Source organism: Hyphomonas sp. L-53-1-40 (assembly GCF_000682775.1).
Lineage (GTDB): Bacteria > Pseudomonadota > Alphaproteobacteria > Caulobacterales > Hyphomonadaceae > Hyphomonas.
In genome coordinates this window covers 730,439-751,127 of sequence record NZ_AWFI01000001.1, presented here as the reverse complement: position 1 = coordinate 751,127, position 20,689 = coordinate 730,439, and the positions used below count along the sequence as shown (strand labels likewise).

Annotated in this window: 25 protein-coding genes and 1 tRNA gene; 2 read left to right on the top strand and 24 right to left on the bottom strand. The window is 61.3% G+C overall.

What is annotated here, in order from left to right; genetic code table 11:
• Positions 1 to 219: 219 nt before the first annotated feature.
• Together L53_RS03535 and L53_RS03530 are read right to left on the bottom strand one after the other, a co-directional pair.
• Entirely contained in the window at positions 220 to 1,314 is a 1,095-nt protein-coding gene (locus L53_RS03535; protein WP_034811527.1) for a histidine kinase dimerization/phosphoacceptor domain -containing protein, read from the bottom strand.
• A 177-nt stretch (positions 1,315 to 1,491) separates the two neighbouring features.
• Positions 1,492 to 1,887, bottom strand: a complete 396-nt coding sequence (locus tag L53_RS03530; protein WP_034811525.1) for a hypothetical protein — start codon at positions 1,885 to 1,887, stop codon at positions 1,492 to 1,494.
• 510 nt (positions 1,888 to 2,397) lie between these two features.
• Between L53_RS03530 and L53_RS17510 the strand changes: the two genes are divergently transcribed.
• Positions 2,398 to 2,526 carry a hypothetical protein gene (locus L53_RS17510; protein WP_255341991.1) on the top strand — a complete coding sequence of 43 codons (129 nt, stop codon included), beginning with the start codon at positions 2,398 to 2,400 and terminating at the stop codon, positions 2,524 to 2,526.
• 72 nt (positions 2,527 to 2,598) lie between these two features.
• Here the strand turns inward: L53_RS17510 and L53_RS03525 are convergent, their stop codons facing one another.
• The 9 genes from L53_RS03525 to crcB form a co-directional block, all read right to left on the bottom strand.
• A complete protein-coding gene (locus L53_RS03525; RefSeq protein ID WP_051607520.1) occupies positions 2,599 to 3,024 on the bottom strand; it encodes a VOC family protein in 426 nt (141 codons plus the stop codon).
• Between the two features lie 156 nt (positions 3,025 to 3,180).
• Positions 3,181 to 4,068 (bottom strand): hypothetical protein, encoded by an 888-nt coding sequence (locus tag L53_RS03520; protein ID WP_156947802.1) that lies wholly within the window; start codon positions 4,066 to 4,068, stop codon positions 3,181 to 3,183.
• Entirely contained in the window at positions 4,038 to 5,570 is a 1,533-nt protein-coding gene (locus L53_RS03515; protein WP_034811521.1) for an acyl-CoA carboxylase subunit beta, read from the bottom strand. The genes L53_RS03520 and L53_RS03515 overlap by 31 nt, the downstream gene beginning before the upstream one ends.
• 134 nt (positions 5,571 to 5,704) lie before the next feature.
• On the bottom strand, positions 5,705 to 6,217 hold the full coding sequence (locus L53_RS03510) for a hypothetical protein (RefSeq protein WP_034811519.1): 513 nt from the start codon (positions 6,215 to 6,217) through the stop codon (positions 5,705 to 5,707).
• A 130-nt stretch (positions 6,218 to 6,347) separates the two neighbouring features.
• Positions 6,348 to 7,076 carry an ATP12 family chaperone protein gene (locus L53_RS03505; protein WP_034811516.1) on the bottom strand — a complete coding sequence of 243 codons (729 nt, stop codon included), beginning with the start codon at positions 7,074 to 7,076 and terminating at the stop codon, positions 6,348 to 6,350.
• Positions 7,077 to 7,123: 47 nt separating this feature from the next.
• A complete protein-coding gene (locus L53_RS03500; RefSeq protein WP_034811514.1) occupies positions 7,124 to 7,798 on the bottom strand; it encodes an HAD-IA family hydrolase in 675 nt (224 codons plus the stop codon).
• Positions 7,798 to 8,172, bottom strand: coding sequence for a pseudouridine synthase (locus L53_RS17260; protein WP_233347520.1), 375 nt, complete (start codon positions 8,170 to 8,172; stop codon positions 7,798 to 7,800). Before L53_RS17260 ends, L53_RS03500 begins: the two co-directional genes overlap by 1 nt.
• Positions 8,112 to 8,825 (bottom strand): RluA family pseudouridine synthase, encoded by a 714-nt coding sequence (locus tag L53_RS03495; RefSeq protein ID WP_233347518.1) that lies wholly within the window; start codon positions 8,823 to 8,825, stop codon positions 8,112 to 8,114. The genes L53_RS17260 and L53_RS03495 overlap by 61 nt, the downstream gene beginning before the upstream one ends.
• The gene (gene crcB, locus L53_RS03490) at positions 8,822 to 9,205 is read right to left on the bottom strand and encodes a fluoride efflux transporter CrcB (protein ID WP_034811512.1); all 384 of its coding nucleotides are present in this window, start codon (positions 9,203 to 9,205) and stop codon (positions 8,822 to 8,824) included. The genes L53_RS03495 and crcB overlap by 4 nt, the downstream gene beginning before the upstream one ends.
• A 95-nt stretch (positions 9,206 to 9,300) precedes the next feature.
• On the opposite strand from crcB, the gene L53_RS03485 reads away from it, so the two are divergent.
• Positions 9,301 to 9,374: transfer RNA gene (locus tag L53_RS03485), tRNA-Gly, on the top strand.
• A gap of 60 nt (positions 9,375 to 9,434) precedes the next feature.
• Here the strand turns inward: L53_RS03485 and L53_RS03480 are convergent.
• The 13 genes from L53_RS03480 to gspD form a co-directional block, all read right to left on the bottom strand.
• Entirely contained in the window at positions 9,435 to 10,229 is a 795-nt protein-coding gene (locus L53_RS03480; RefSeq protein ID WP_034811509.1) for a CAP domain-containing protein, read from the bottom strand.
• A gap of 127 nt (positions 10,230 to 10,356) precedes the next feature.
• A complete protein-coding gene (locus L53_RS03475; protein ID WP_034811507.1) occupies positions 10,357 to 10,827 on the bottom strand; it encodes a hypothetical protein in 471 nt (156 codons plus the stop codon).
• Positions 10,824 to 11,570: a type II secretion system protein N gene (gene gspN / locus L53_RS03470; protein WP_034811504.1), complete on the bottom strand. Its 747-nt coding sequence runs from the start codon at positions 11,568 to 11,570 to the stop codon at positions 10,824 to 10,826. Before gspN ends, L53_RS03475 begins: the two co-directional genes overlap by 4 nt.
• A complete protein-coding gene (gene gspM / locus L53_RS03465; protein WP_084333014.1) occupies positions 11,567 to 12,043 on the bottom strand; it encodes a type II secretion system protein GspM in 477 nt (158 codons plus the stop codon). Before gspM ends, gspN begins: the two co-directional genes overlap by 4 nt.
• Positions 12,040 to 13,146, bottom strand: a complete 1,107-nt coding sequence (gene gspL, locus L53_RS03460; protein WP_034811500.1) for a type II secretion system protein GspL — start codon at positions 13,144 to 13,146, stop codon at positions 12,040 to 12,042. The genes gspM and gspL overlap by 4 nt, the downstream gene beginning before the upstream one ends.
• On the bottom strand, positions 13,146 to 14,132 hold the full coding sequence (gspK, locus tag L53_RS03455; RefSeq protein ID WP_034811498.1) for a type II secretion system minor pseudopilin GspK: 987 nt from the start codon (positions 14,130 to 14,132) through the stop codon (positions 13,146 to 13,148). The genes gspL and gspK overlap by 1 nt, the downstream gene beginning before the upstream one ends.
• A complete protein-coding gene (gspJ, locus tag L53_RS16190; RefSeq protein WP_051607519.1) occupies positions 14,129 to 14,725 on the bottom strand; it encodes a type II secretion system minor pseudopilin GspJ in 597 nt (198 codons plus the stop codon). Before gspJ ends, gspK begins: the two co-directional genes overlap by 4 nt.
• Positions 14,722 to 15,099 carry a type II secretion system minor pseudopilin GspI gene (gene gspI, locus L53_RS03445; RefSeq protein WP_051607518.1) on the bottom strand — a complete coding sequence of 126 codons (378 nt, stop codon included), beginning with the start codon at positions 15,097 to 15,099 and terminating at the stop codon, positions 14,722 to 14,724. The genes gspJ and gspI overlap by 4 nt, the downstream gene beginning before the upstream one ends.
• A 1-nt stretch (position 15,100) precedes the next feature.
• Complete coding sequence (locus L53_RS16185; RefSeq protein WP_051607517.1) at positions 15,101 to 15,574, bottom strand: type II secretion system protein J; 474 nt, start codon at positions 15,572 to 15,574, stop codon at positions 15,101 to 15,103.
• Entirely contained in the window at positions 15,574 to 16,032 is a 459-nt protein-coding gene (gene gspG, locus L53_RS03435) for a type II secretion system major pseudopilin GspG (protein ID WP_051607516.1), read from the bottom strand. Before gspG ends, L53_RS16185 begins: the two co-directional genes overlap by 1 nt.
• Positions 16,033 to 16,041: 9 nt before the next feature.
• The gene (gene gspF, locus L53_RS03430) at positions 16,042 to 17,250 is read right to left on the bottom strand and encodes a type II secretion system inner membrane protein GspF (RefSeq protein WP_034811496.1); all 1,209 of its coding nucleotides are present in this window, start codon (positions 17,248 to 17,250) and stop codon (positions 16,042 to 16,044) included.
• Positions 17,250 to 18,740, bottom strand: coding sequence for a GspE/PulE family protein (locus L53_RS03425; protein WP_034811493.1), 1,491 nt, complete (start codon positions 18,738 to 18,740; stop codon positions 17,250 to 17,252). Before L53_RS03425 ends, gspF begins: the two co-directional genes overlap by 1 nt.
• A complete protein-coding gene (gspD, locus tag L53_RS03420; protein WP_034811491.1) occupies positions 18,737 to 20,689 on the bottom strand; it encodes a type II secretion system secretin GspD in 1,953 nt (650 codons plus the stop codon). Before gspD ends, L53_RS03425 begins: the two co-directional genes overlap by 4 nt.

The following is a 20,689-nucleotide window of genomic DNA, read 5'->3' as shown; positions in this document are numbered from 1 at the left end:
GAGTTGTGGGCGCTTCCACAAGCTTGTTGTTCCGAGGCAGCAGGCCCCCACTCAGCGGCGTCCGCGTCTCTCGTTCTACTGCATTTACTACAGGATGAGCCCCACCCACCTGCATCTGCGTCGCACAGGGGCAAGTTTTAGCAGTTCCAGCTGCCATTCAGGCGCCTGAGAGAGCCGGTTCACTCCCAAAGCGTAAGCCACCAAGAGGTGCGAACGGGCTTATCCTGGAAGGGTCAACACCATCCGATAGCCTTTGGGGCCCGGACCGTTTTCGAACGTCGCGCCGATCTGGCTTGCGGACGCTTTCATGATGCGCTTGCCGAGCCCATTGGCGGATGTCTTGGTGGCGGTCGATTCCGGGCTCGCGTCGCCATTGTCCTCGCAGGTGATTTCGAGCGTGCCGTCCGCCAGGGACTTGCCGGAAATGGCAACATGGCCGGACTGGCCGTCGACAAAGGCGTGCTTGATGGAGTTGGCCACGAACTCGCTGACAATAACGGCGATCGAACTGGCCACCGAGGTCGAGATGGCAACCGGCGATGCTTCGCAGGAAATGGTGACATTGTCCGGGGCGGAATCCTGCAGCAGGCTGGCAATTTCCTTGAGGAAATCATCCATCATGACGGCGTCATCCAGCGGCGAGTCATGCAGCATCTGGTGGAGCGCAGCGGTGGCTTCGATGCGGCGGCTGATGGCGTCAAAGGCGTCGGCCATGTCCTCGCCCCGTTCCGCGCGGCCCTTGTAGACCCGCACAAGCGAAGCGACGGATTGGAGGGAGTTCTTGACGCGGTGATCGATCTCGTTGCGCAGGACTTTCTGCTCCCTCAGCGCGAGGCGCAGATCCAGCTCGCGCATCACCTGGCGGGCAAGCGTGTGAAGGGCGGCCTTCTGGAAATCATTCAGCGCATTGGGCTTGTTGTCCAGCACGCAGAGCGTTCCGATTGGCATGCCGTTCTTTGCCTTGAGCAGCGCGCCGGCATAGAAGCGCAAGCCATCTGCGGGCATGCAGAGTTCATTGTCGGCCGTGCGGGGATCCTTGTGGGTGTCGTTGATCTCGACAAAGTCGGAGCTGAGCACGACGTGCGAGCAGATCGAGGTGGCCAGTGGGGTTTCGCGCGCGCCGATGCCGACTTCGGCCTTGAACCATTGGCGTTCTTCATCGATCAGATTGACCACCGAGATCGGCACATTGCAGATCTTCGAGGCCAGTTCCACGATCTCATCGAAATCCGTCTCGCGCGGCGTATCGAGGATTTCATACTTGCGGAGGGTCTCTAGCCGGAGCGCTTGTTGTGGGTGCGGGGCGGCTTCCATGCAGCAGATATTCCAGTTCGTGTTGCGGGACTGGCATCTACTATAGCCGAAACTTCAAAAAAAACAGCCTTAAGTGCGCCCCGCCGCAGCGGGCGGAGAGAGCCAGCTGCCAACAGAGGCGACGCCCGTGAAGGCGCTTGGAGGTCAGGATGGAAATGTCTGGAGGAGAAGGCCGGGTCAGGTGTCCGGCATGGGCAATATCGCGCCGCGCGTGTCCATAACTGGCCCATAAACGGCCCATAACGGTACGAGCGCATGGACCACAGACTCCAGCCCCTGCCGGGGGCATGGCATGTGGCGAAGATGGAATGTCTCACCGCTGAGCGCAGCATGCAGGGCGCGCGAGGGCTCTGCCCCCGGCAGGGGCGCGCGTTGCCGGCCCGACAAATCATCTGACAGGGCCAGGATGGTCACCCTGCCCCGCGCATCCACGCCCCACAGCATTTGCGAGCCCGGCCCGCCCGCGCGCCGGAACCATGCCCTCACGCGCTGGATGCGCAGGAAGATCAGCGGCCAGACCGGGTAGAGATACCAAGGCAGGTTCCGGATCGGGGAGAAAAGCGAGCAGTCCATCACCGTCTATTCTACATCCGTCCACAGAGGAGGAGGATAAGTTTGTTTTCGGGGCAATGCCTGCGGCAGGATGGGCTGATTTGAGGGGGGACAGGATTGCGCTCCGTCAGCTACCAATCTTGTCATTCAGGAAAATCTGCAGGATTTATCCGGGACCCGGATGCGGGTTTGACCGCAACCAGTCATCCTTCGACTTCGCTCAGGATGAGTCCATCAGGCATCGCCCACCCTATAGCGCTAATGCTGAGCGAAGTCGAAGCATCAGCGCGGGCGGGTCGGCGCGGCTAGCCGAAGGTACGAAACCTCACCGCGCGGACACGCCTTACATTCGCTGCAATGCGCGCCTATCTGACTCCCATGCCGCTGCGCCATTCCGGGCGCACCTGTCCGGCGAGCTCCTTCTGCCACTGACTGTTTCAGCCCGCGTCGCAAACGCGCGCTGCTCTGCCCGGATCGCCGGCGCCCGGTTTCCTGCGCCGCACCCAATCGCGAATGCCAAAGGAGACCCTCATGGCCAAAGGTCAGAAGAAATCGAACAAGGAAATCCGCAAGCCGAAAGCGGAAAAGCCCAAGACCAATGCGTCGAACCCGACGCTGAAAGCCGACTCCATGCTGGGCGTCGAGAAGAAGAAGCGCTGAGGCCGCCGCCACAGGCTTGAATGAGCGAGGGCCGGGCGTATCCCCACGCCTGGCCTCGTGCTCTCATATGGCTCAACCGGTGCGGCCATCCACGCGCCAGTCCGGAAAGCGGCGGGCTGTGCCAGCGAACATCAGGCAGACTTCATTGCCCGCCGGGTCGCGCAGCCGCGCCTCGCGCCAGCCCCAGGATTCGTCGGTGGGCTCGCTGTCAAAGACGAGACCTTGCGCTTTCAACTCTTCGACATGCGCTTTCAGCGCGTCGGCAGACGGATGATCGAAATAGATCACCGTGCCGGAGCCCCCAGACGCACTGACCGTCGCGCTGACTGTATGGAGCGACAGCGTCGCGCCGCTGCCATCCGCGCTCTCGAACCGGGCATAGCGCGGCTGAGCCTCCACGATCCGCACCATCCCAAGCGCCTCATAAAAAGCGACGCTGGCGGAGTAATCGAGGCAGGGAATGGTAATCTGGTTGAGGATCATGGACAGGCCTTTCATGCACGGAGCTCGTGAGAGGCCTGTCTTGTAATTGCTCAAGTTAGGGTGAGGTCAAGGGCCGGTCTTTCTTGGTCTGGCTGTGCGTCGGAACTACGTCTTCAGGAGCTAGATGCTTCGGATTTTGAGGTGAACGAGGCCCGTCGATTGGCGAAAAGGTCACTCTTCAGGGAATGAACGTTTGAGCCACGCGGCAAACGCAAGGCACGCGGAGAGCATAAACCGCGCTTCAGCCTCAGAAACCTGGACTGCATCATCAGATAATGCATGCCGCATACCGTTTGGACTGTTCGTCCATCCATAGATTTTTTCAAGGCCTGCCTTTAGCGTCTTATTTAGCGGGCTTTGCTTGTCTAGATGCTTCAGACCATCGCCAAGGGTCACAGTGGCTTTTCCTGAGAGTGCCTTAATGACGCTTTCAACCCCATTGATGCTCTCGGTCACGCTACCGCGAAAGTGCCCCAACTTGATTTCTTCAACTGCCTGCCGAAAATGTTCCTGCGCACTGGGATGACTTTCCAAAGCAGAATAGTCAGCCTGATTAGCATCTGCCTCAGCTTCATCGCTAATTGGCATCAGAGTTACCGTGCGTTCGCCGTACTTGCCGACGAACTGATAGCCTATCAACTCCCCCCGAAGCATATTGGTAATTATAGAGAACTGGTCGGACGAGAGAATTTCGTATCGAGCGCAAAATTGCAAAAGGTCCAGCAGCTTATCACCACTCGAAATATATTCTTTAATGAAACTATTGAACTGATGCGGTGCAATCGGAATATCGTCAGAAAATCTAGAAAAGTAGGCTTTCCACACAAACTTGGTGTTGTTTGTTGGCCGTCGGCTCGAAGTGCTCTGTCGCTTGCTATACCCGAAAGCATCGATCAAAACGTCGTACGCGAATGATCTGAAGCGACTCGTCACGTCCGTACCTGAAGTCAATTCCGGCAGAGGGCTTATCCCCTCTGCTTGAAGGAATGTAACCTCCTGCCGGCGTTTAAGTTCTTCATCGCTCATGTCTACAACGGAATATTGTCGTGCTTCTTCCAAGGGTTTTCCAGCTGCTTGTTGGCCAGGGCCCGGAGGGATTTGGCGATGCGGCGGCGGGTTGAGTGCGGCATGATGATATCGTCGATATAGCCCTTGCGCGCGGCGACGTAGGGGTTCGCGAAATTGTCCTCATACATCTTGGTGTGCGCAGCGATCTTTTCCTCGTCGCCAAGATCCTTGCGGAAGATGATCTCGACCGCGCCCTTGGCGCCCATCACGGCGATCTCGGCCGTCGGCCAGGCATAGTTCACATCGCCGCGCAGATGCTTGGAGCTCATCACGTCATAGGCGCCGCCATAGGCCTTGCGGGTGATGACGGTGACCTTGGGCACAGTCGCCTCGGCATAGGCGAACAGAAGTTTCGCGCCATGCTTGATGAGGCCGCCATATTCCTGCTTGGTGCCCGGCATGAAGCCCGGCACGTCCACGAAGGTGACAACCGGAATGTTGAAACAGTCGCAGAAGCGGACAAAGCGCGACGCCTTGCGGGAGGCGTCAATGTCCAGCACGCCGGCCAGCGTCATCGGCTGGTTGGCGACAAAGCCGACCGTGGAGCCCTCAATGCGGCCGAAGCCACAGAGGATGTTGGCGCCGAATTTCGGGCTGATCTCGAAGAAGTCGCCTTCATCGGCCACTTTCTCGATCAGCTCGCGCATGTCGTAGGGCGAGTTCGGGTTGGGCGGGATCAGCGTGTCGAGGCTGTCTTCCACGCGCTCGGCGGAATCATAAACCGTGCGGACCGGCGGGTCTTCGCGGTTCGATCCGGGCAGGAAGTCGATCAGGCGGCGCATCTGGACCAGCGCCTCGATGTCGTTCTCAAACGCGCCATCGACCACGCCGGACTTGGCCGCATGGACGGATGCCCCGCCGAGGGATTCGTGGGTGACTTCCTCGTTCGTCACGGTCTTCACCACGTCCGGGCCGGTGACGTACATGTAGGACGTATCCTTCACCATGAAGATGAAGTCGGTCAACGCAGGCGAATAGACGTCGCCGCCGGCGCATGGGCCCATGATGACGGAGATTTGCGGGATCACGCCGGAAGAGAGGACGTTTTCCATGAAGATGTCGGCATAGCCGGCAAGACTGTCGACGCCTTCCTGAATGCGCGCGCCGCCCGCATCGAAGATGCCGACCACTGGCGCGCCATTCATCACGGCGGCCTTCTGGACCTTCACGATCTTGGCGGCATGGGTTTTCGACAGGGAGCCACCGAACACGGTGAAGTCTTTCGAGAAGACATAGACGAGGCGGCCATTGATGGTGCCCTGACCGGTGACAACACCGTCGCCGGGAATCTTCTGCTCATCCATGCCGAAATCGGAGCACTGATGCTCAACGAACATGTCGTATTCTTCGAAGCTGCCTTCATCCAGCAGCACTTCGATACGCTCCCGCGCGCTGAGCTTGCCTTTGGCGTGCTGGCGTTCGATTCTTGCAGCGCCACCGCCCTGACGGGCCTCTTCGCGTTTGGCTTCCAGCGCTTCGATCACGTCCTTCATGGGGCTCTCCCGGCCTTCTGTTTCTGTTTGCTCCCCCGTGATTATACGGCAGCGCAACAAAGGCAAGTGCGGCGTTAGGCCCTTGAAAACGCAAACGCCCCGGATGTCTGGTCCGGGGCGCCGCGGCAGGGCGATCATTCTGCTCGGCCCGCCGCCAGGGGTGCCGAGCGGCTGTGGCCGTTCTGGCCGCGAATGCGCGCCTGACCCGTTTGCGGAATACCGTCGAGCCGGGCGACCTGTCCCCGCCTAACGAGACAGGTGACGTCGCGTTCCCGCTCGCGGCGGCGGTTCTCGAATTCCACATCATCAAAGCGGATGCGGAAGCCGTTCGGGCCGATCTGCTGGATTCGGCGGTCATCATCGAAATCGACATCGTGGAAGCCGGCCCGCCATGCCGTGCGACTGATCGCGGCGCGGCAGGCCTGAACGGCGTTGCGACGCAGCTGGCGTTCCTCCCGGAGCGACTGGCCCCATTGATTGGCGCGATACCGGCCATGACGGCCCGCCGGGGCATTGTGGCCGATTTGGATCGACAGGCCTGTCGCGCCAAACCGGGTCTCAAGTTGGGCGACGTTGCCCCGGGCCGGGTCGGCCATTGCGGGGGCGGCGATGAGGGCGGACGCAGCCCCCCCCAGCCACTCGGACATTCATGATTTTCTTCATCATGTGCCGAGCAGACCACGCGCCACAGGAACACGGCCTGAGCGCGGCGTTCATCGCAGGTTTCGCTGCGGTTCATCTTCGTTCAACTGGGATGCGACCTGTTGCGCAGGGGGATCAGCCGAGGCCGACGAGCCAGGTTTCCAGCGCTTTCGATTCGATACGGCGCAGGGCCGTGGCGGCCTTGGCTTCATCGTCTTCGCCCCAGTGCCGGGCCTGCCAAGCCTCATCAATGCGGGCGACCTCGAACGCATCCGTGGCGGTCAATTCGCCCTCGACCACAGCCATGGCGAGCACGGCAGACCCGTAAAGGCCGCATCCGAACAGAAGGCCTGTCAGGGCAAAGTCATCAAGACCGAGCGCATAGGTCCGCGCCGCTTCCAGCGAAGCATCCGGCTGGGGCGAGGCAATGATGCCTTCGACCGGAACGAGAATGACGTCCAGCGCCTGCCCGGCCCAGGCGCGCAGCGGGGCCCAATGGGCCTCTTCCAGCTCAGCCAGTTCCTCGGGCTCCTCGGCGATGTGGCAGACCAGATCCGTCTCGCAATAGCGGGCCAGTTCATCCGCCATCTCGTATCGGGTCTCCGGCACACGGTCGATCGCGACATTGGCGAGGCGCGTCAAATGCATCGACATCAGGTCGATCTCGGCGTCCTGCGCATTCCATTCAGCGGCAACCGCCTTGGCCAGCTTTTCGGTCGGCAGCTTCAAGGCGACGCGCGCAGGTGTCTTGATGGAGCGGCCATCCAGTTCCACGGTCCAGCCGCCGGGGATCTGCTCCGGCTTGGCACTCTCGTAGAAGCGTTTCGGCTTCGGGGTCTCTTGGGTCTCGGTCTCGTCAGTCATGGCCGGGCATGTACGCCCATGAGGGCGGGTTTCCAAGAGGGGAAGTGCTACCGGGCCGGCTCAAACGCCAGCAGGCTTTTCCGGAGGGTCTCGAATTCGTGGTGGATTTCGTGGGCGCCGACTTCTTCGAGTTCGTGCGCGGCACCGAAGCCCCAGCTGACGCCGTGCGTGTAGACGCCTGCCGCGCGGCCCATGGAGATGTCGTGGATCGCATCGCCGATCATCAGGCTTTCATGCGGCGCGCAGCCGAGGGCCCCCATCGCCTGCTCTACCATGTGCGGATGCGGCTTGCCGGGGCCGTCATCGGCGCACCAGACCGTGTCGAAAAAATGCTGGATATCATGTGCCCCAAAAAGGCTTTCGATGCCCTTGTGAGTCTTGCCGGTCGCCATCGCGATCAGCCAACCTTCCTCGCGCAGCATTTCGAGCGTTTCCAACGCGCCATCATAAAGCGGCTGGGTGAAATCTGGCCGGGCCCGGGCGCGAACCCAGGACTCGCGATAATCATTCACCAGCCGGTCGATTTCGGCGGCATTGGCCTCCGGCGCAAGCTGGCCGCAGGCTTCGTGCAGGCTGAGCCCGACAATCCGTCGCGTCGCATCATATTCCGGCGGCGTCAGGGCCGACAGGGTGAAGGCCTCAACCATGATTTCATGGATGGAGGTTCGGCTGTCGACGAGTGTTCCGTCCACGTCCCATATGGCAAGCTTCAAACCCGACATCAGATGAACGGTGCCAATGGGTCTTTGCCAGCTTCCTGTTCGAGGAAGCCGAGGGATTCAAAAGTCTGCTTCATGTGCGGCGGCAGCGGCGCGACGATCTTGATCGGCTTGCCAGTCTGGCGCGGTATGATCAGGCTGCGCGCGTGAAGGTGCATGCCGGGCGCAAGGCCCTGCGGCACTTCGCGGCGGGACTGGTATTTGAAGTCACCGAGAATGGACGTATTCATTTCCAGCATATGGAAGCGCAGCTGGTGCATGCGGCCGGTTTCCGGCTTCAGCGCCACCCACGCTGCTTTCTGCCCTGCCGTGGAGATCACCGCATAGTCCGTGATCGAATGACGTGCGCCCTCGACGCCCTGCGCCGAACGGAACATCGGCGGCCACGGGCCTTGGGATGGATGACGCGGTAGCCGTCTTCTTCGTTCTCGTCCTCAATGCCCTTCACCATCCAGCAGCGTATCTGGCCAAAGGGCGGGTTGGGAACACCAACGGTAATGGCCCAATAGACCTTGCTCATGTCGCGGCTACGGAACTTCTCCGACAGCTGCGCGGCGGCCTTCGGATATTTGGCCAGCAGCAGCACACCGCTCGTATCCTTGTCGAGCCGGTGGACAAGGACCGGGCGATGCTCGCCATCGCCCAGCGCGGCCAGCATGCCATCAATATGGCGGCCCTGCCCCGATCCGCCCTGCACGGCGATGCCGGCAGGCTTGTTGATGGCGATCATCTCGTCATCTTCGTAGAGGATCAGGTCGCGGATGAATTGGCGGTCTTCCTCGGAAACGCGCTCGGCCTTTTTCTGCGCCGGACGGGTCGCATCCGCGTCCATGATCGGCAGGCGCACCTGCTGGCCGGTCTCAAGGCGCGTATTGGCCTTGGCGCGCGAGCCATCGACGCGAATCTGCCCCGTGCGGAGCATCTTCTCGATCTGGCCCTGCGTGACGGGCACGCGGCGCTTGACCCAGCGATCAAGCCGGGTGCCGGATTCCTTGTCGGAAACCGTTTCAGTAACAATCTGGCCGCTCATGCGAATACCTTTCGGGCAATCCAAAGTCCTATGAACAGCGCGATCACGCCCAGTACCAGTGAGAGCCCCGCATAGGTGCCTGCTTTCAGGGTTTCGCCCTTGCGCAGGAATTCCGCCACTTCCAGCGAGAATGCCGAGAAGGTGGTAAAGCCGCCGAGCAATCCTGTCGCCAGGAACAGCCGGGTCGTCTGGTGCAGCCCTTCAACCTTCAGCGCCAGCCAACCGACCAGGAGGCCCATCAGCAGGCTGCCCAGCAGATTCACGGCGAATGTGCCATGCGGCCAGCCAGACGGCAGGTGGCGCACGGCCATAAGGCCGACCCCATGCCGGAGCGACGCGCCAATGGCGCCGCCTGCTGCAACTGCGAGAAATCCGTTCATGGCGGCCTTCTACGCCGAAGCGGGTCGTTCTTAAAGGGCGAAAGGCCGTAGACGCTTGCTCAACAAGAAATTTCGGATCAAATGGCTTTGCGCGCGCGGGTGTAGCTCAATGGTAGAGCAGCAGCTTCCCAAGCTGACGACGAGGGTTCGATTCCCTTCACCCGCTCCAAAGGAAAAGCCGGCCCTCCGAGGGGACCGGCTTTCTTCATTTTTGGAGACAGTGCGCGGCTCAGAACAGTGAGACCGCAGGGCCTTTGAGCGTGTAGCGGTCCTTGCCGAGTGCCATGTCGATGGTCAGATAGCCAGACTGGCCCTTCAGCTCGCTGGCCGGGACGCTATCGCCGATGCCCTTGGCGAGCACATTGCCGGACGTGGAGACAACCGACCAGCCAAGTGGCTCAGCGCGGGATTCCGCGAAGACGGCCTTGAGGTCAGTCTTGCCGTTCATCTGGGTCGGCATCGGAGCCTGCAGCGTCCCTTCAACACGGGAGAACAGCTGGACCAAATAGATCCGGCCATTGGCGCGCACAGCCGCCACACCGGTATGATCGAACTCGCCGCGCTTGAGATTGGCCTTGTTGGCAGGGTCTGCCATCAGGGCACGATAGGCTTCTTCAGGCGTGGCCGAGTCATCCACAATGGCCATGTTGGCACCGAAGGCCCCCATGAGGTGGGTGCGGTCCAGCAGGCGGACCCGGTCGAGATGACTGCGTCCTTCCATGTCCTCGTGGGACACATAGCCCCGCACAGCCATGTCATAGGCATGGATACGCGCGGCTTCGTTCAGCGTTGCGAGGGTTTCAAGGCTCGCCTTGCCAGCGTCGCTGCGGTCAGCGGCCGTGAACTGGCCAAGCTGGCCTTGCATGAACGTATCCGGCGTGACGCCATTGAGGCCTTCAAAACAGGCTTCGGTTTCGGTCTGGAATGCAGCAGGCTGCAGGCCGAGACCATCCGACAGGTCACATGCCTGTTGGGCATTCGCAGTCAGTCCCAGCGCCGCAAGCGCCAGAGCGGAGATTGACATATATCTGTATTGCTTCTGTAACATAAGTGTCACAATACGATGTATGACAGATTTACGTCAAGTAATGACACGTTTGCGTATCTTATATGTAGCCCGCTTGGAGCCGCCCGACCCGAAGGCCTTGCAATCACTCAGCATCCGGCTGGCACGCCCGCAAACCCGCCACAGGAATCACGGTCTCCCAACCTCCATCATTCAGTAGCTTGATACGGCCAGTTGAGATTTTTTGCCCGCCCTCCACCATCTCGCCGGGCGTGATTCGCAGGGACATCGTCTCGCCCTCGATGGTCGTGTAATCCATTTCGGTCATGAATTGTCCGAACAAGGTCCCGCCCTGGCGGACCAGAGCCATGGTCTGCTGGGTTTCCGACAGCATGGTTTCGGCTGTCTGACTACCTGCCTTGGAGAAGTAGATGAAGCGTCGCGGCGCGCCCTGGGTCCACAGGAATAGCGCGCACTCGCCATCCGCAAGATCCTGCACTGGTAAATTGCCTGCCTCGGGAACCTCTGGCGCCGGCGGAACGGGCCGCTTCTTGTCGCCGCTCGCACATGCCGCCAGCAGCAGCGCCCCCGCGACAATCGCAATTACCTGCCTCATGGCCTTGTCTCCATTCTGTTCACGGACCGCGTGTAGACCAGCGCACCATTCCGGTCTGTAAATCCCGCAGCCAGCAAGGCAGCGCGCAATTCATCATCAAAATTGGTCAGTTCCAATTCAAACCCATCCTGTGCAACGGCCTTGAGGACAATGCGTGTGCCGTCTCCCGCATCCCCAGACAATTGCGCAGTCAACCGGGTGTCCTTGCAAGTCAGCGGACCGCTGAGGACGGGCCAGTCCCGGCCAAACGATGCCGCGGCAAGGCGGGCCACATCGCTCGTCACATTCCCCGCCGCCGCCTCGCACCGGTCGCCAGACAATTTCACAGAGCCGTTCGAGAGTCGGAGGCTGCTGCCGAGCTGCGCAATAACAGGATCGGCGCCAACCTGTTCCGTTAGCGGAATATTCAAGGACACTTCTTCCGCCACAACAGACGATCCGGATGCCTTGATCCTGCCCCGCCCCTGGCCAAACGGCCCGCTCCACGACACGTCATGCGACGGGCTGCCTGTCACGAAACGCAAAACATCGGAATCGAGATTGACCGCACCGAGCGGCGTGCCGCGCCATGACAGGCCGGTGACCTGACCATGCCAAACCGACCCACGCGCCTGCTGCCAGCTGACGCCGCGATCCGCGATACCTGACTGGCGCAAGGCAAAGGACAGGGGCGCGAAAGCGATCAGACCGCCAATCAGCGTGATGACGAAGAGCGCGACAAAGAGAAATCCTGTCCGCATCATGACCCGCCTCCCGCAAACTCAAAACTTGCCCGCACATAGCCAGCCTCCTCGGCGAACATGGTCACGCGTTCAGGCACGGCGCCATAGCGCATGTCCGCATCGGCCAGCCAGGCATAGACCAGCGTCGGCACCGTCCGCTCAAACTGCAGGATCAGTCGGCCGTCATCTGCGGTCTGCAACCGCGACACGGACAGGCCTCTCGCATTGGCAAGCTGCAACAGGTCCGACCGTAAGTTCTGACTGGAGGCGCGGGCGGCAGTGGCACCGGCCACGCGCGTCGTTTGTGAGGTGAGCTCCGCAGAGACCACGTCGAGCTGCCGACTGGCGGCTTCCAGAGCCAATTTCGAGTCCGCCTTTGCAGCCATCAGGGGCCGCACGATCGCGAATTGCAGGAGCGCGACAATCACGAGCAGGAGTGCCACGCTGATGAATGCCCGCTCTCGTCCGGTGCGGCTGTTCCAGTATCCCATCATGACCGGCCTCCAATCGACAGATCGCCCACAACCCGTCCATCCTCAAGGCGCGTATCCCCCAAACTGACCTGCAGGCCGGTGGCCTCAACCGCCGTCTTCAGATCCAGGTCAGCTCCAAAGGCTGGATATGTCAGCGTGGCACGGAGTTCACCGATGGCGCGGTCATAGCGCAAGCTGACCAAATTCGCTCCGCTGACACTCTCCACCGCTCCGTATAGCGCCGCACTGGTCTGCTGGAAGCTGGGCGCGGCGACGCTGGTCGCTGACCCGGTGCGCGAGCGCAAGGCGGCGGCAGGATTGGACGGCACCTGCTGGCCCGGGAAAGCGGCGGCATACTGCGCGCGGGATTCCGCATCCAGCGCCGTCGTCAGATTCTTCATCGTATGCACCGACAGCGCCGTCTGCGCGCCCCATGCCACAAACAGGGTGGCCGCAAGCGCCGCGGGCAAGCGAAACTGTTTCAGAGAGATGCCGATTTCAGAGGCGCGGGCATATGTGCCCTGCCGGAGATCGGTCAGGCGCGGCGCCGCCTCGGCCCAAAGCGCCAGTTCGGTCAGGGACTCTTCGCGGCGGGGAGCGGCGTTTGCCTCCGTGCCCTTGAGGAGCGCCGACATGACATCACTCGGCCAGTCGTTGTCGAACGCAACGGGACGTCCCTCGATGGTCAGCAATTGATAGCGACCGAAATCGACCTGTTCGGTTGGCGGCAACAGGGACAGATCCGGCACAATCCGGGCCGATCCGAGGCCGGCCGCCTCAAGCTGGTCCAGCCAATGCTGCATGACCGCGTGGGACACGGCATAGACCATCCGGAACCCCGCATCGTCCTGATCCGCAGACACGGCGACGTGAACGGACTCGACCGGCACGGCGAGATCATCCTCGATGGCAAACGTCGCAAGGCGCGTCAGTTCTACCGGCCGCCGGGCCGCCGCACGCACCCGGTGCGCTGTCACTTCGGTTCCGGGAACGAAGACGACAACATCCGCACCAGATGGAATGCCAGCGCTCTCCGGTACGGGCTCAAGCCCGGACGGACCGCTCCGCACGAACCGCCAGTTGTCGCCGTCCCTCGGGATTTGCGTGTAAAGTCTCGGCCGCATCAGCCTGATCTCCTGTTTGAGCCCTGTAGGACATAAATGCCATCGGTGCCACGCCCATAGGTCGCATCGATGCGAATGGTGCCCGTGTCGGAGGCAATCGAAATGGCAGCCCCAATCTGATCGGAGCGTATCGACAGCGCGCTATCCCGGCGCAATTCCGGCGCGATACTGGCCACATCCCGCGACAGGAGGAATTCACCAACATTCAGCCACCCCCCTTCCGGGCGCGACAGGATCAGCTGTTCGGCTTCGCTTGTGGACAACTCGTCGGAGAAGCGCGCTGCCAGCAGTGGCGCCTGATCCGCTGTCAGCGTGTTGATGTTCAGCGGTGCATCATCCGACCTTGAACGGACGCAGATCAGGTTCGAAATCTCGTTCATTACATCTGGAGTGAAGCCGTCGATCGCGCGTAGATCGCTGATAGAGACGAGCCGCTGTCCCGGCGTCCGATGAGGGATTGCCCGGCCTCCATACGCGCCATCTTCGGCGCCGGAGGCGCGGGGACTGGTATCCGCGTCCATCCAGTCGGACAGCGAATCCACCAGATGCTGCGCCTCGCTGTTGAACAGGCCTGCGCCCTCAAGCATGCGGTGGAATTGGTCGGGGGACACGCTCCCGGCGGAGGCTTCATCGTCCCCCAGCGAAAGCGCATTCAGATTCAGGCAATTCGTGGCCTCGTAAAACCGGACGGAAATTGTCCCACGCGAATACGCAAATACAATCGGCTCACGGAACAACAGAGAGTCTGGCGTCAAGGCTCCGTCTGTCTTTGCCAGGACCTCGTTCACAAATGTCTCACCCACAGACAAGGCCCCGCGTGTTGCCCAGAAGCTGTCGGCCCGGCTGGCTGAGACTCGCGAAACGCTGACAGACCGCGCCAACGCATCGGTCGCCGCGAGCGCCGCCGTCGACATCAGGACGATGATGAGCAAGACGCTGAGCAGGGTCGCGCCGCGCTCATGATCGGAACGGTGCGAGCGTTTCATCCTGCGCCCCCAACAAGGAAAAGCTGGCGCAACTCATCTCCTTCTCCGAACACGAAAGTCAGCTCGACCAGATCCGGTAGCGTGTCTGATTGGCCCGGCCAGTCCAGTTGCCAACTGGTGCCGGTCAGAAAGCGCAGACCGACGCTGTCGAGATCGTCGGCAATCACGCGATCTGCATAGGGCGTGTTGTAGACCGGATCAGGGCGCAGCCAGGCGCGGCGAACAAGGCTTCCGTCGGTCAGGAAGTATTCCACGCGTTGCAGGTCGCCCCGCGGCTCGACATGACCGGGATTGATCCAGCCGCCCCGCGTGAAGGCCAGTAAGGGTTCCAACGTGGAGAATCCGCCGCTGAAGGCCTTGGGAGCATCGAGCCCATTGGGCGGTTGGGTCAGGCGCAGGGTCGCATTGGCGAGGTCATCCCGCAGCAGGCTATGGGCTGTGTCCTGATCGCGAACCATCTCTGTGCGGGACTCCACCATCTGGCCGGACCGTAATGTCTGGATCAACAGGGTCGAACCTGCCACCATGAGCAGCGAGGTCACGGCGAGCGCGACCAACATTTCGATCAAGGTGAACCCGGCCGACTTGCTCATGATGTCGGCACCCGCATCAGGGTTTGGCGGCTCACGAGTTGCTGCCCCGTTTCAGCATCGCCTATCGTGACCGACACCGAAAACAGGCCTTCCCGTCCGGTGGCGCTGATCGTGCGCATCCAGGTCAGCCTGCGTCCGCGCTGCGTGCTTTGCCCGGTGTTCACACCCGGCAGAATGTCGCCGGGACGAACAAGCGCTTCGGCCATCAGATTGTCAGCTTCGACAGTGGCAAGGAAACGCTGATCCACATGGCGCGCGCCGGCAAGGGTTTCGTTCCCGAGATGCGCAAGCGACATGGCAGCAATACTGAACACGCCGAGCGCAACCAGCACTTCGACCAGCGTGAAGCCTTGCTGTGAACGCGGAGAACTCATGTCAGCGCTCCACCTCGACCATGCCGGACGAGGACACGGTCAGCACCCGCCGGTCCGCACCCTCGGCAAGGGTCAGCGGCCGCGCTGACACGATGCCGGTCGCATCTGCCACGATGTCTGGCCAATCCTTCAGATCACTTTCCTGAAGTCCCCGCCGCGTCGTTGAGACAGAGATCGTCAGAGGGGATGGCAATTTGTGCGCCGATCGCGGCAGCGCGACCCAGCGACTGTCGCGCCAAGCCTGCGCCACATATTCATCGTCCTCCAACCGGATAGCGCGCACCTCTCCGGAGGCAATCGCCTCATCCGTCAGACGATCTATCGCCAATTCGAGCCGAGCAACTTCCCGGTCGATCCGGGAAGGCTGGCGCGGCAAGGTCATGACGATCGCGGCGCTGGCCAGCGCCAGAATGAAGAGCGCAACCAGAACCTCAACCAGAGACATGCCGGATTGAGAGGACAGGATTGGCGTCATCAGCTAGCGGGATCCCAGTTCCCGATATCGTCGTCCGTTCCGGCCTGTCCGTCCGGACCGGTGGAGAAGACGTCATAGGCGCTGCCCGACCGGGTGCCGGGATAAGCGTATTCATATTCATTGCCCCAGGGATCAGTCCGCATGCGTTTGATATAGCCACCGGGGCGGTACTGCGCGGCCTGTGCGCCGCTGGGCGCCGTACTCAGCGCGGCCAACCCCTGATCTGCGGAAGGGTAGCCATACATGTCGAGATTATACATATCGAGCGCGCTTTCGAGCGCGGCAATGTCGGAATGTGTCTTGCCAATGCGGGACTGGTCGGTCGCCGGCGCAACATTGATGACGATCAGCGTGGCAAGCAGGCCCATGATGAAAACCACCACCATGAGTTCCACGAGCGAGAAGCCCGCCGTCTTGCGGCGCTTTTCCTGAGGGGTGCGGGGCGTGACTAAGTGCATGACTGCCTCCTATCCGATAGCGAGAGTATTGAGTTGCAGGATCGGCAACATAACCGACAGAACGATCAGGCCAACCAGCCCGCCGAGCACAACAATGATAAGCGGCTCCAGCAGGGACAGGAGCGTGGACGATCCCGTTTCGAATTCATTGTCCAGATAGTCTGCCGCGCGGGTCATCATGCCGGGAATGTCGCGCCCGGCCTCTCCGCTGGAGACCATGTGCACCATCATGGGCGGGAAGACACCGGTGGCCTTCAGCGCGCCGGCAAAGGAGCCGCCTTCGCGCACGCGTTCGGCGATCTGGTCCGCCGCTTCGCTGAAGACGAGATTGCCGGAAGCACCCTTCGCTCCGCTCAAAGCCTCGAGAATGGTCGCGCCAGAGCCGGAGAGCGTCGCGAAAACCCGCGCAAAGCGACCCGCACAAACCGTTCGGTTCAAGGAGCCTACAATCGGTAGGTTCAGGCTGTAGCGATCAATTGCGCGGCGCACCGCGGGAACCCTGAAGGCGCGGATCGCGGCGAAAACCAGGGTCGCGAGCGCCAGAGCGATCAGGATACCATGCGATTGCAGGGTTTCTGACAGATTGACCACGATACGTGTGATCAGTGGCAGATCGGTGTCGAACAAGTCGAACTGTTCGACCAGGCGCGGCACCACGAACAACATCATGGCGATGATCATGCCGATGGCCATCACCCCCAAAACGGCGGGATAGATCAGCGCCGCCTGGACTTTCTGGCGAAGCTGGTGACTACGCTCAAGATATGTGGCGAGGCGCTCCATGACGTCACCAAGCCGTCCCGACAGTTCGCCCGCAGAGACGACCGACCGCACGAGCGGTGGAAACGCCTTTGGCGCGACTGACATCGCGTCTGCGAGACGCGCGCCTTCGGTGACCTCGGTCTTGATGGCGTGCAGGACACGCTGGGCCTGCGGGGTTGCCGCATCCTCTGCGGCGGCGCCAAGCGCCTGTTCGACCGGAAGGCCCGATTGCAGGAGTACGGACAATTGCCGTACCAGAAGGACACGCTGCTTTTCGCCGATCCGGCCGCCGATGCGGCTTGCCTTGGCCGATTGCTCGCTGACGGGAATGACATCGAGCGCCATGAGATCACGCAGGCGCAATTCGCGGCGCGCAGAACGCGGGCTTTCAGCGGAAATAATCCCTTTCTGGCGCCTGCCATGATCATCGACGGCGACATACTCAAATGCCGGCATCACCCACCTCCCTTGCGGCTGACGCGGAGCACTTCAGCGGGGCTGGTTTCCTGCGAGACGACATAGCGCCGCGCATTGTCGATCAGGCGGTCATGTCCCGAAAACGCGGCTTCGTCGATCCGGTGCTCGCTGGCCTCGGACCCGAGCAGGTCGCGGATATTGCTGTCCACGACCAGAAGCTCATAGATACCGATCCGGCCATCAAAGCCGGTATTGCCACACGAGAAGCAGCCATTCGGCTCGCCCACCATGACGGTGTCACCTGCGCCAAAGCCGAGAGCGTCGAGTTCCACCGCGGTGGCCGGACGCTCTGTCTTGCAATTCGGGCAAAGGCGGCGGACGAGGCGCTGTGCCATCACTGCGCGCAGCGTGGACGCGAGCAGGTAGGCTTCGACCCCCATGTCGCGCAAGCGGGTGATTGCCCCTGCAGCGCTGTTCGTGTGGAGTGTGGACAGAGCGAGACGGCCCGTGGAGGCGAATTCAAACGCGACTTCCGCCGTTTCGGAATCCCGGATCTCGCCGACCATGACGACATTCGGATCTTGGCGAAGAATGGAGCGGAGCGTCGCCGCGAAGGTCAGGCCGACCTTGTGATCCATCTGGGTCTGGCTGATGCCCGGCAGACCATACTCAACAGGGTCTTCCAGGGTCATGATGTTGTCGCGACCGTTGTTCAGGCGCGAGAGCGACGCATAGAGCGTCGTTGTCTTGCCGGAGCCGACCGGCCCGGTGACAAGGATCACGCCATTTGGCTGGGCCAGCGCATCGGAGAAACGCTCCAGCGTGTCTGCATCCATGCCGAGTTCCGGAAGGCCGACCAGCGCGTTCTTTGTGTCGAGCAGACGCAGCACAACCCGCTCCCCATACCGGGTGGGGAGTGTGGCCACACGCACATCAATAGACCGTCCGCCCACTGACAGCGAAATCCGGCCATCCTGCGGGAGACGCTTTTCGGCAATGTCGAGCCGCGCCATGACCTTTATCCGAGACAAGATGGGCGCGGCCAGTTTGCGCGGCGGAGTCAGAACTTCGACGAGGTCGCCATCGATCCTGTAGCGGATCGAGAGATGGTTTTCGAACGGGTCGATATGAATGTCGGACGCGCGGCGCTTGATGGCTTCGTGGATCAGGCCGTTGATCAGGCGGATCACCGGCGCGTCATCCTGCCCGTCGAGCAAGTCTGCAGCTTTCGGGATATCGTCGATCAGGCTCTCCAGACCGCCCCGGCTCTCCACGGCGGCATCGACGTCATCATCCGCCATCGGGCCAGACGCAAAGGCCTCGGCCAGCAACCGATCATAGGAGTCCTTGTCCAGCGACTCCAGAGCAAACACGCTGCCGAGCGCGCGTCGTGCCTCCACCAGCGCCAGCGGATCTGCGCCCTGACGGACGGCTACGGTCAGCTGGTCCCGTCCGGGCAGGACGACCAGTCCCTTCTCCTTGGCAAAGGCATATGTGAATTGGGTCGGGGCGAAATCAGTCGGCGTCATTGCGGCGGCGGGCTTCCCAACACTTCTGTCATGAAATTGTCGATAGAGGACGTGTCATTCCCCTCCCCGCCCCAGAGTTCTTCGGCGCGGATGTAATTGTAGGATCGTGATGTAACGGCTTTTGCTCCGGCACGGTCGCGAACGATCGTTGGACGGATGAAAACCATTAGATTCGTCCGACCAAGCGACTTGCCTTCCGTGCGGAACAGACGACCCGCAACAGGGATATCCCCCAGCAATGGCACCTTCTCATTGGAAAAGGCTTCGGTCTGCTCAATAAGGCCGCCAAGCACAATGATCTCACCATCGTCGGCGATCACGCTGGTATTGATCTCTCGCGTATTGAGCACGATATCTGTCACGCCCGCTGTAATCGCACCGGCCACATTGGACACGGTTTGTGTTATTTGCATACGGATCGTTCCATCATTCGACACTCGAGGCGTAACGGTCAGCCCAACCCCCACATCCTTGCGATCCACGGTCGTGAAAGCATTTGTGTTATCGTCCCCCAGCACCTGACCTGTCGTGATTGGCACATTCTGCCCGACCAGCAGAGACGATGTCCCATTGTCCAGAGTCATGTTGAAGGGCTTTGAGAGAATGCGGGAATTCGTGTCCGCCTCCACAGCCGTCAGTACAGCGCCGAACAGTGTATCGCCATCCTGTCCGCCGACACCAACCGTGATTCCGGTCAAGCCAAGCAGCGAGTTGAGCGCCGCCGTTGTCAGAGAGTCGCTGACTGCGCTGTCCTCGTCCCCTGAAAATGGCGTGTCACTGCTGATTGCCCCCGCAAGCGTGAGCAGGTTTGGCGCCGAGGCCGAAAAGTTTGTCGTGGCGAACGGGACTGAACTACTGCCAGTTCCTGACAACAGGAATTGAAGGCCGAGTTGCCGCGCCGTGTCGTCCGCCATTTCGACAATGATGGCCTCCACCAGAACCTGGGCGCGCCGCCGATCAAGATCGCCAATGACGCGCTCGAGGCTTAGCAGGGTTTCCGGCGCCGCGCTGATGACCAACGAGTTGGTGGAATCATGGTGGGCAATCGTGGTGGCCTCACTTGCATCCGCGAGTCCGCGGCGCTTGTCGATGGCAAAGGCCACCTGCTGCAGGATCGGCACGACATCGGCCGCATCCGCATTATTCAGCGGGACGACCCGGATCGTGTCCTGAAGCCGGTCGCGGCCATCCAGATCCGCCGTCACGAGCTTGGCGCGCTCAACGGCGGCCGGATCACCGCGCAGGATCAGCGCATTGCCCGCCTCGGACGCTATGGCCCTGAAATTGGATTTGTAGGCGTCCTCGCCGGCACTGGTGTTCAGAGAGGTCAGGATGTTTGCGACTTCCGTGGCGGAGGTGTTGGCCAGCTGGATGGTTTCGGTCACCGAAGGGTCGGCATCAATCTTGTCGACCATGCTGCGCAAGCGGGGAATGTTGGAGGCATAATCTACCACGACCAGCGTGTTCGACTGGGCATTGGCAATCACCTGTCCCTGCTCGTCAATCACTGGCTTGAGCATCTTCGCTGCTTCGAGGGCGTTCAGATGCTGGAGGCTGAAGATTTCGGTGGTGAAGGCGTTTGATCCGTATGCCCCCATGCCCGCCTCACCCACAGCACTTTGTTCCGGGACAATGCGATATGTGTCCTTGCCGGCCGGGATCGCCGTAAATCCGTGCACGCGCAAGGAGGACAGGAACACATCGAACACTTGCTCGTGCGTCAGCGGCGTGGTGGAGGAGACCGTGATCCGCTTGGTGCGCGCTTCCGGATGCACGACAAACGTGTAGCCCGTCACCGTCGATACGTCCGCGATAAGGGCGGACAGCTCGACATCCTCGAAATTCAGGATGTGCCGCGCCGTATCCGCCGGCGTCTCATTGGCCAGAGCAAAGGCCGACGGAGATGCTGCGAGAACTGCCGTTGCGGACAAGAGGGTTTTCAAATTCAT

What these genes read in the sequence shown, in the direction of transcription:
- L53_RS03535 (WP_034811527.1), bottom strand. Translation starts at nt 1,314, where the DNA reads ATGGAAGCCGCCCCGCACCCACAACAAGCGCTCCGGCTAGAGACCCTC.
- L53_RS03530 (WP_034811525.1), bottom strand. Translation starts at nt 1,887, where the DNA reads ATGGACTGCTCGCTTTTCTCCCCGATCCGGAACCTGCCTTGGTATCTC.
- L53_RS17510 (WP_255341991.1), top strand. Translation starts at nt 2,398, where the DNA reads ATGGCCAAAGGTCAGAAGAAATCGAACAAGGAAATCCGCAAGCCGAAA.
- L53_RS03525 (WP_051607520.1), bottom strand. Translation starts at nt 3,024, where the DNA reads ATGAAAGGCCTGTCCATGATCCTCAACCAGATTACCATTCCCTGCCTC.
- L53_RS03515 (WP_034811521.1), bottom strand. Translation starts at nt 5,570, where the DNA reads ATGAAGGACGTGATCGAAGCGCTGGAAGCCAAACGCGAAGAGGCCCGT.
- L53_RS03510 (WP_034811519.1), bottom strand. Translation starts at nt 6,217, where the DNA reads ATGTCCGAGTGGCTGGGGGGGGCTGCGTCCGCCCTCATCGCCGCCCCC.
- L53_RS03505 (WP_034811516.1), bottom strand. Translation starts at nt 7,076, where the DNA reads ATGACTGACGAGACCGAGACCCAAGAGACCCCGAAGCCGAAACGCTTC.
- L53_RS03500 (WP_034811514.1), bottom strand. Translation starts at nt 7,798, where the DNA reads ATGTCGGGTTTGAAGCTTGCCATATGGGACGTGGACGGAACACTCGTC.
- L53_RS17260 (WP_233347520.1), bottom strand. Translation starts at nt 8,172, where the DNA reads ATGTTCCGTTCGGCGCAGGGCGTCGAGGGCGCACGTCATTCGATCACG.
- L53_RS03495 (WP_233347518.1), bottom strand. Translation starts at nt 8,825, where the DNA reads ATGAGCGGCCAGATTGTTACTGAAACGGTTTCCGACAAGGAATCCGGC.
- crcB (WP_034811512.1), bottom strand. Translation starts at nt 9,205, where the DNA reads ATGAACGGATTTCTCGCAGTTGCAGCAGGCGGCGCCATTGGCGCGTCG.
- L53_RS03480 (WP_034811509.1), bottom strand. Translation starts at nt 10,229, where the DNA reads ATGTCAATCTCCGCTCTGGCGCTTGCGGCGCTGGGACTGACTGCGAAT.
- L53_RS03475 (WP_034811507.1), bottom strand. Translation starts at nt 10,827, where the DNA reads ATGAGGCAGGTAATTGCGATTGTCGCGGGGGCGCTGCTGCTGGCGGCA.
- gspN (WP_034811504.1), bottom strand. Translation starts at nt 11,570, where the DNA reads ATGATGCGGACAGGATTTCTCTTTGTCGCGCTCTTCGTCATCACGCTG.
- gspM (WP_084333014.1), bottom strand. Translation starts at nt 12,043, where the DNA reads ATGATGGGATACTGGAACAGCCGCACCGGACGAGAGCGGGCATTCATC.
- gspL (WP_034811500.1), bottom strand. Translation starts at nt 13,146, where the DNA reads ATGCGGCCGAGACTTTACACGCAAATCCCGAGGGACGGCGACAACTGG.
- gspK (WP_034811498.1), bottom strand. Translation starts at nt 14,132, where the DNA reads ATGAAACGCTCGCACCGTTCCGATCATGAGCGCGGCGCGACCCTGCTC.
- gspJ (WP_051607519.1), bottom strand. Translation starts at nt 14,725, where the DNA reads ATGAGCAAGTCGGCCGGGTTCACCTTGATCGAAATGTTGGTCGCGCTC.
- gspI (WP_051607518.1), bottom strand. Translation starts at nt 15,099, where the DNA reads ATGAGTTCTCCGCGTTCACAGCAAGGCTTCACGCTGGTCGAAGTGCTG.
- L53_RS16185 (WP_051607517.1), bottom strand. Translation starts at nt 15,574, where the DNA reads ATGACGCCAATCCTGTCCTCTCAATCCGGCATGTCTCTGGTTGAGGTT.
- gspG (WP_051607516.1), bottom strand. Translation starts at nt 16,032, where the DNA reads ATGCACTTAGTCACGCCCCGCACCCCTCAGGAAAAGCGCCGCAAGACG.
- gspF (WP_034811496.1), bottom strand. Translation starts at nt 17,250, where the DNA reads ATGCCGGCATTTGAGTATGTCGCCGTCGATGATCATGGCAGGCGCCAG.
- L53_RS03425 (WP_034811493.1), bottom strand. Translation starts at nt 18,740, where the DNA reads ATGACGCCGACTGATTTCGCCCCGACCCAATTCACATATGCCTTTGCC.
- gspD (WP_034811491.1), bottom strand. Translation starts at nt 20,689, where the DNA reads ATGAATTTGAAAACCCTCTTGTCCGCAACGGCAGTTCTCGCAGCATCT.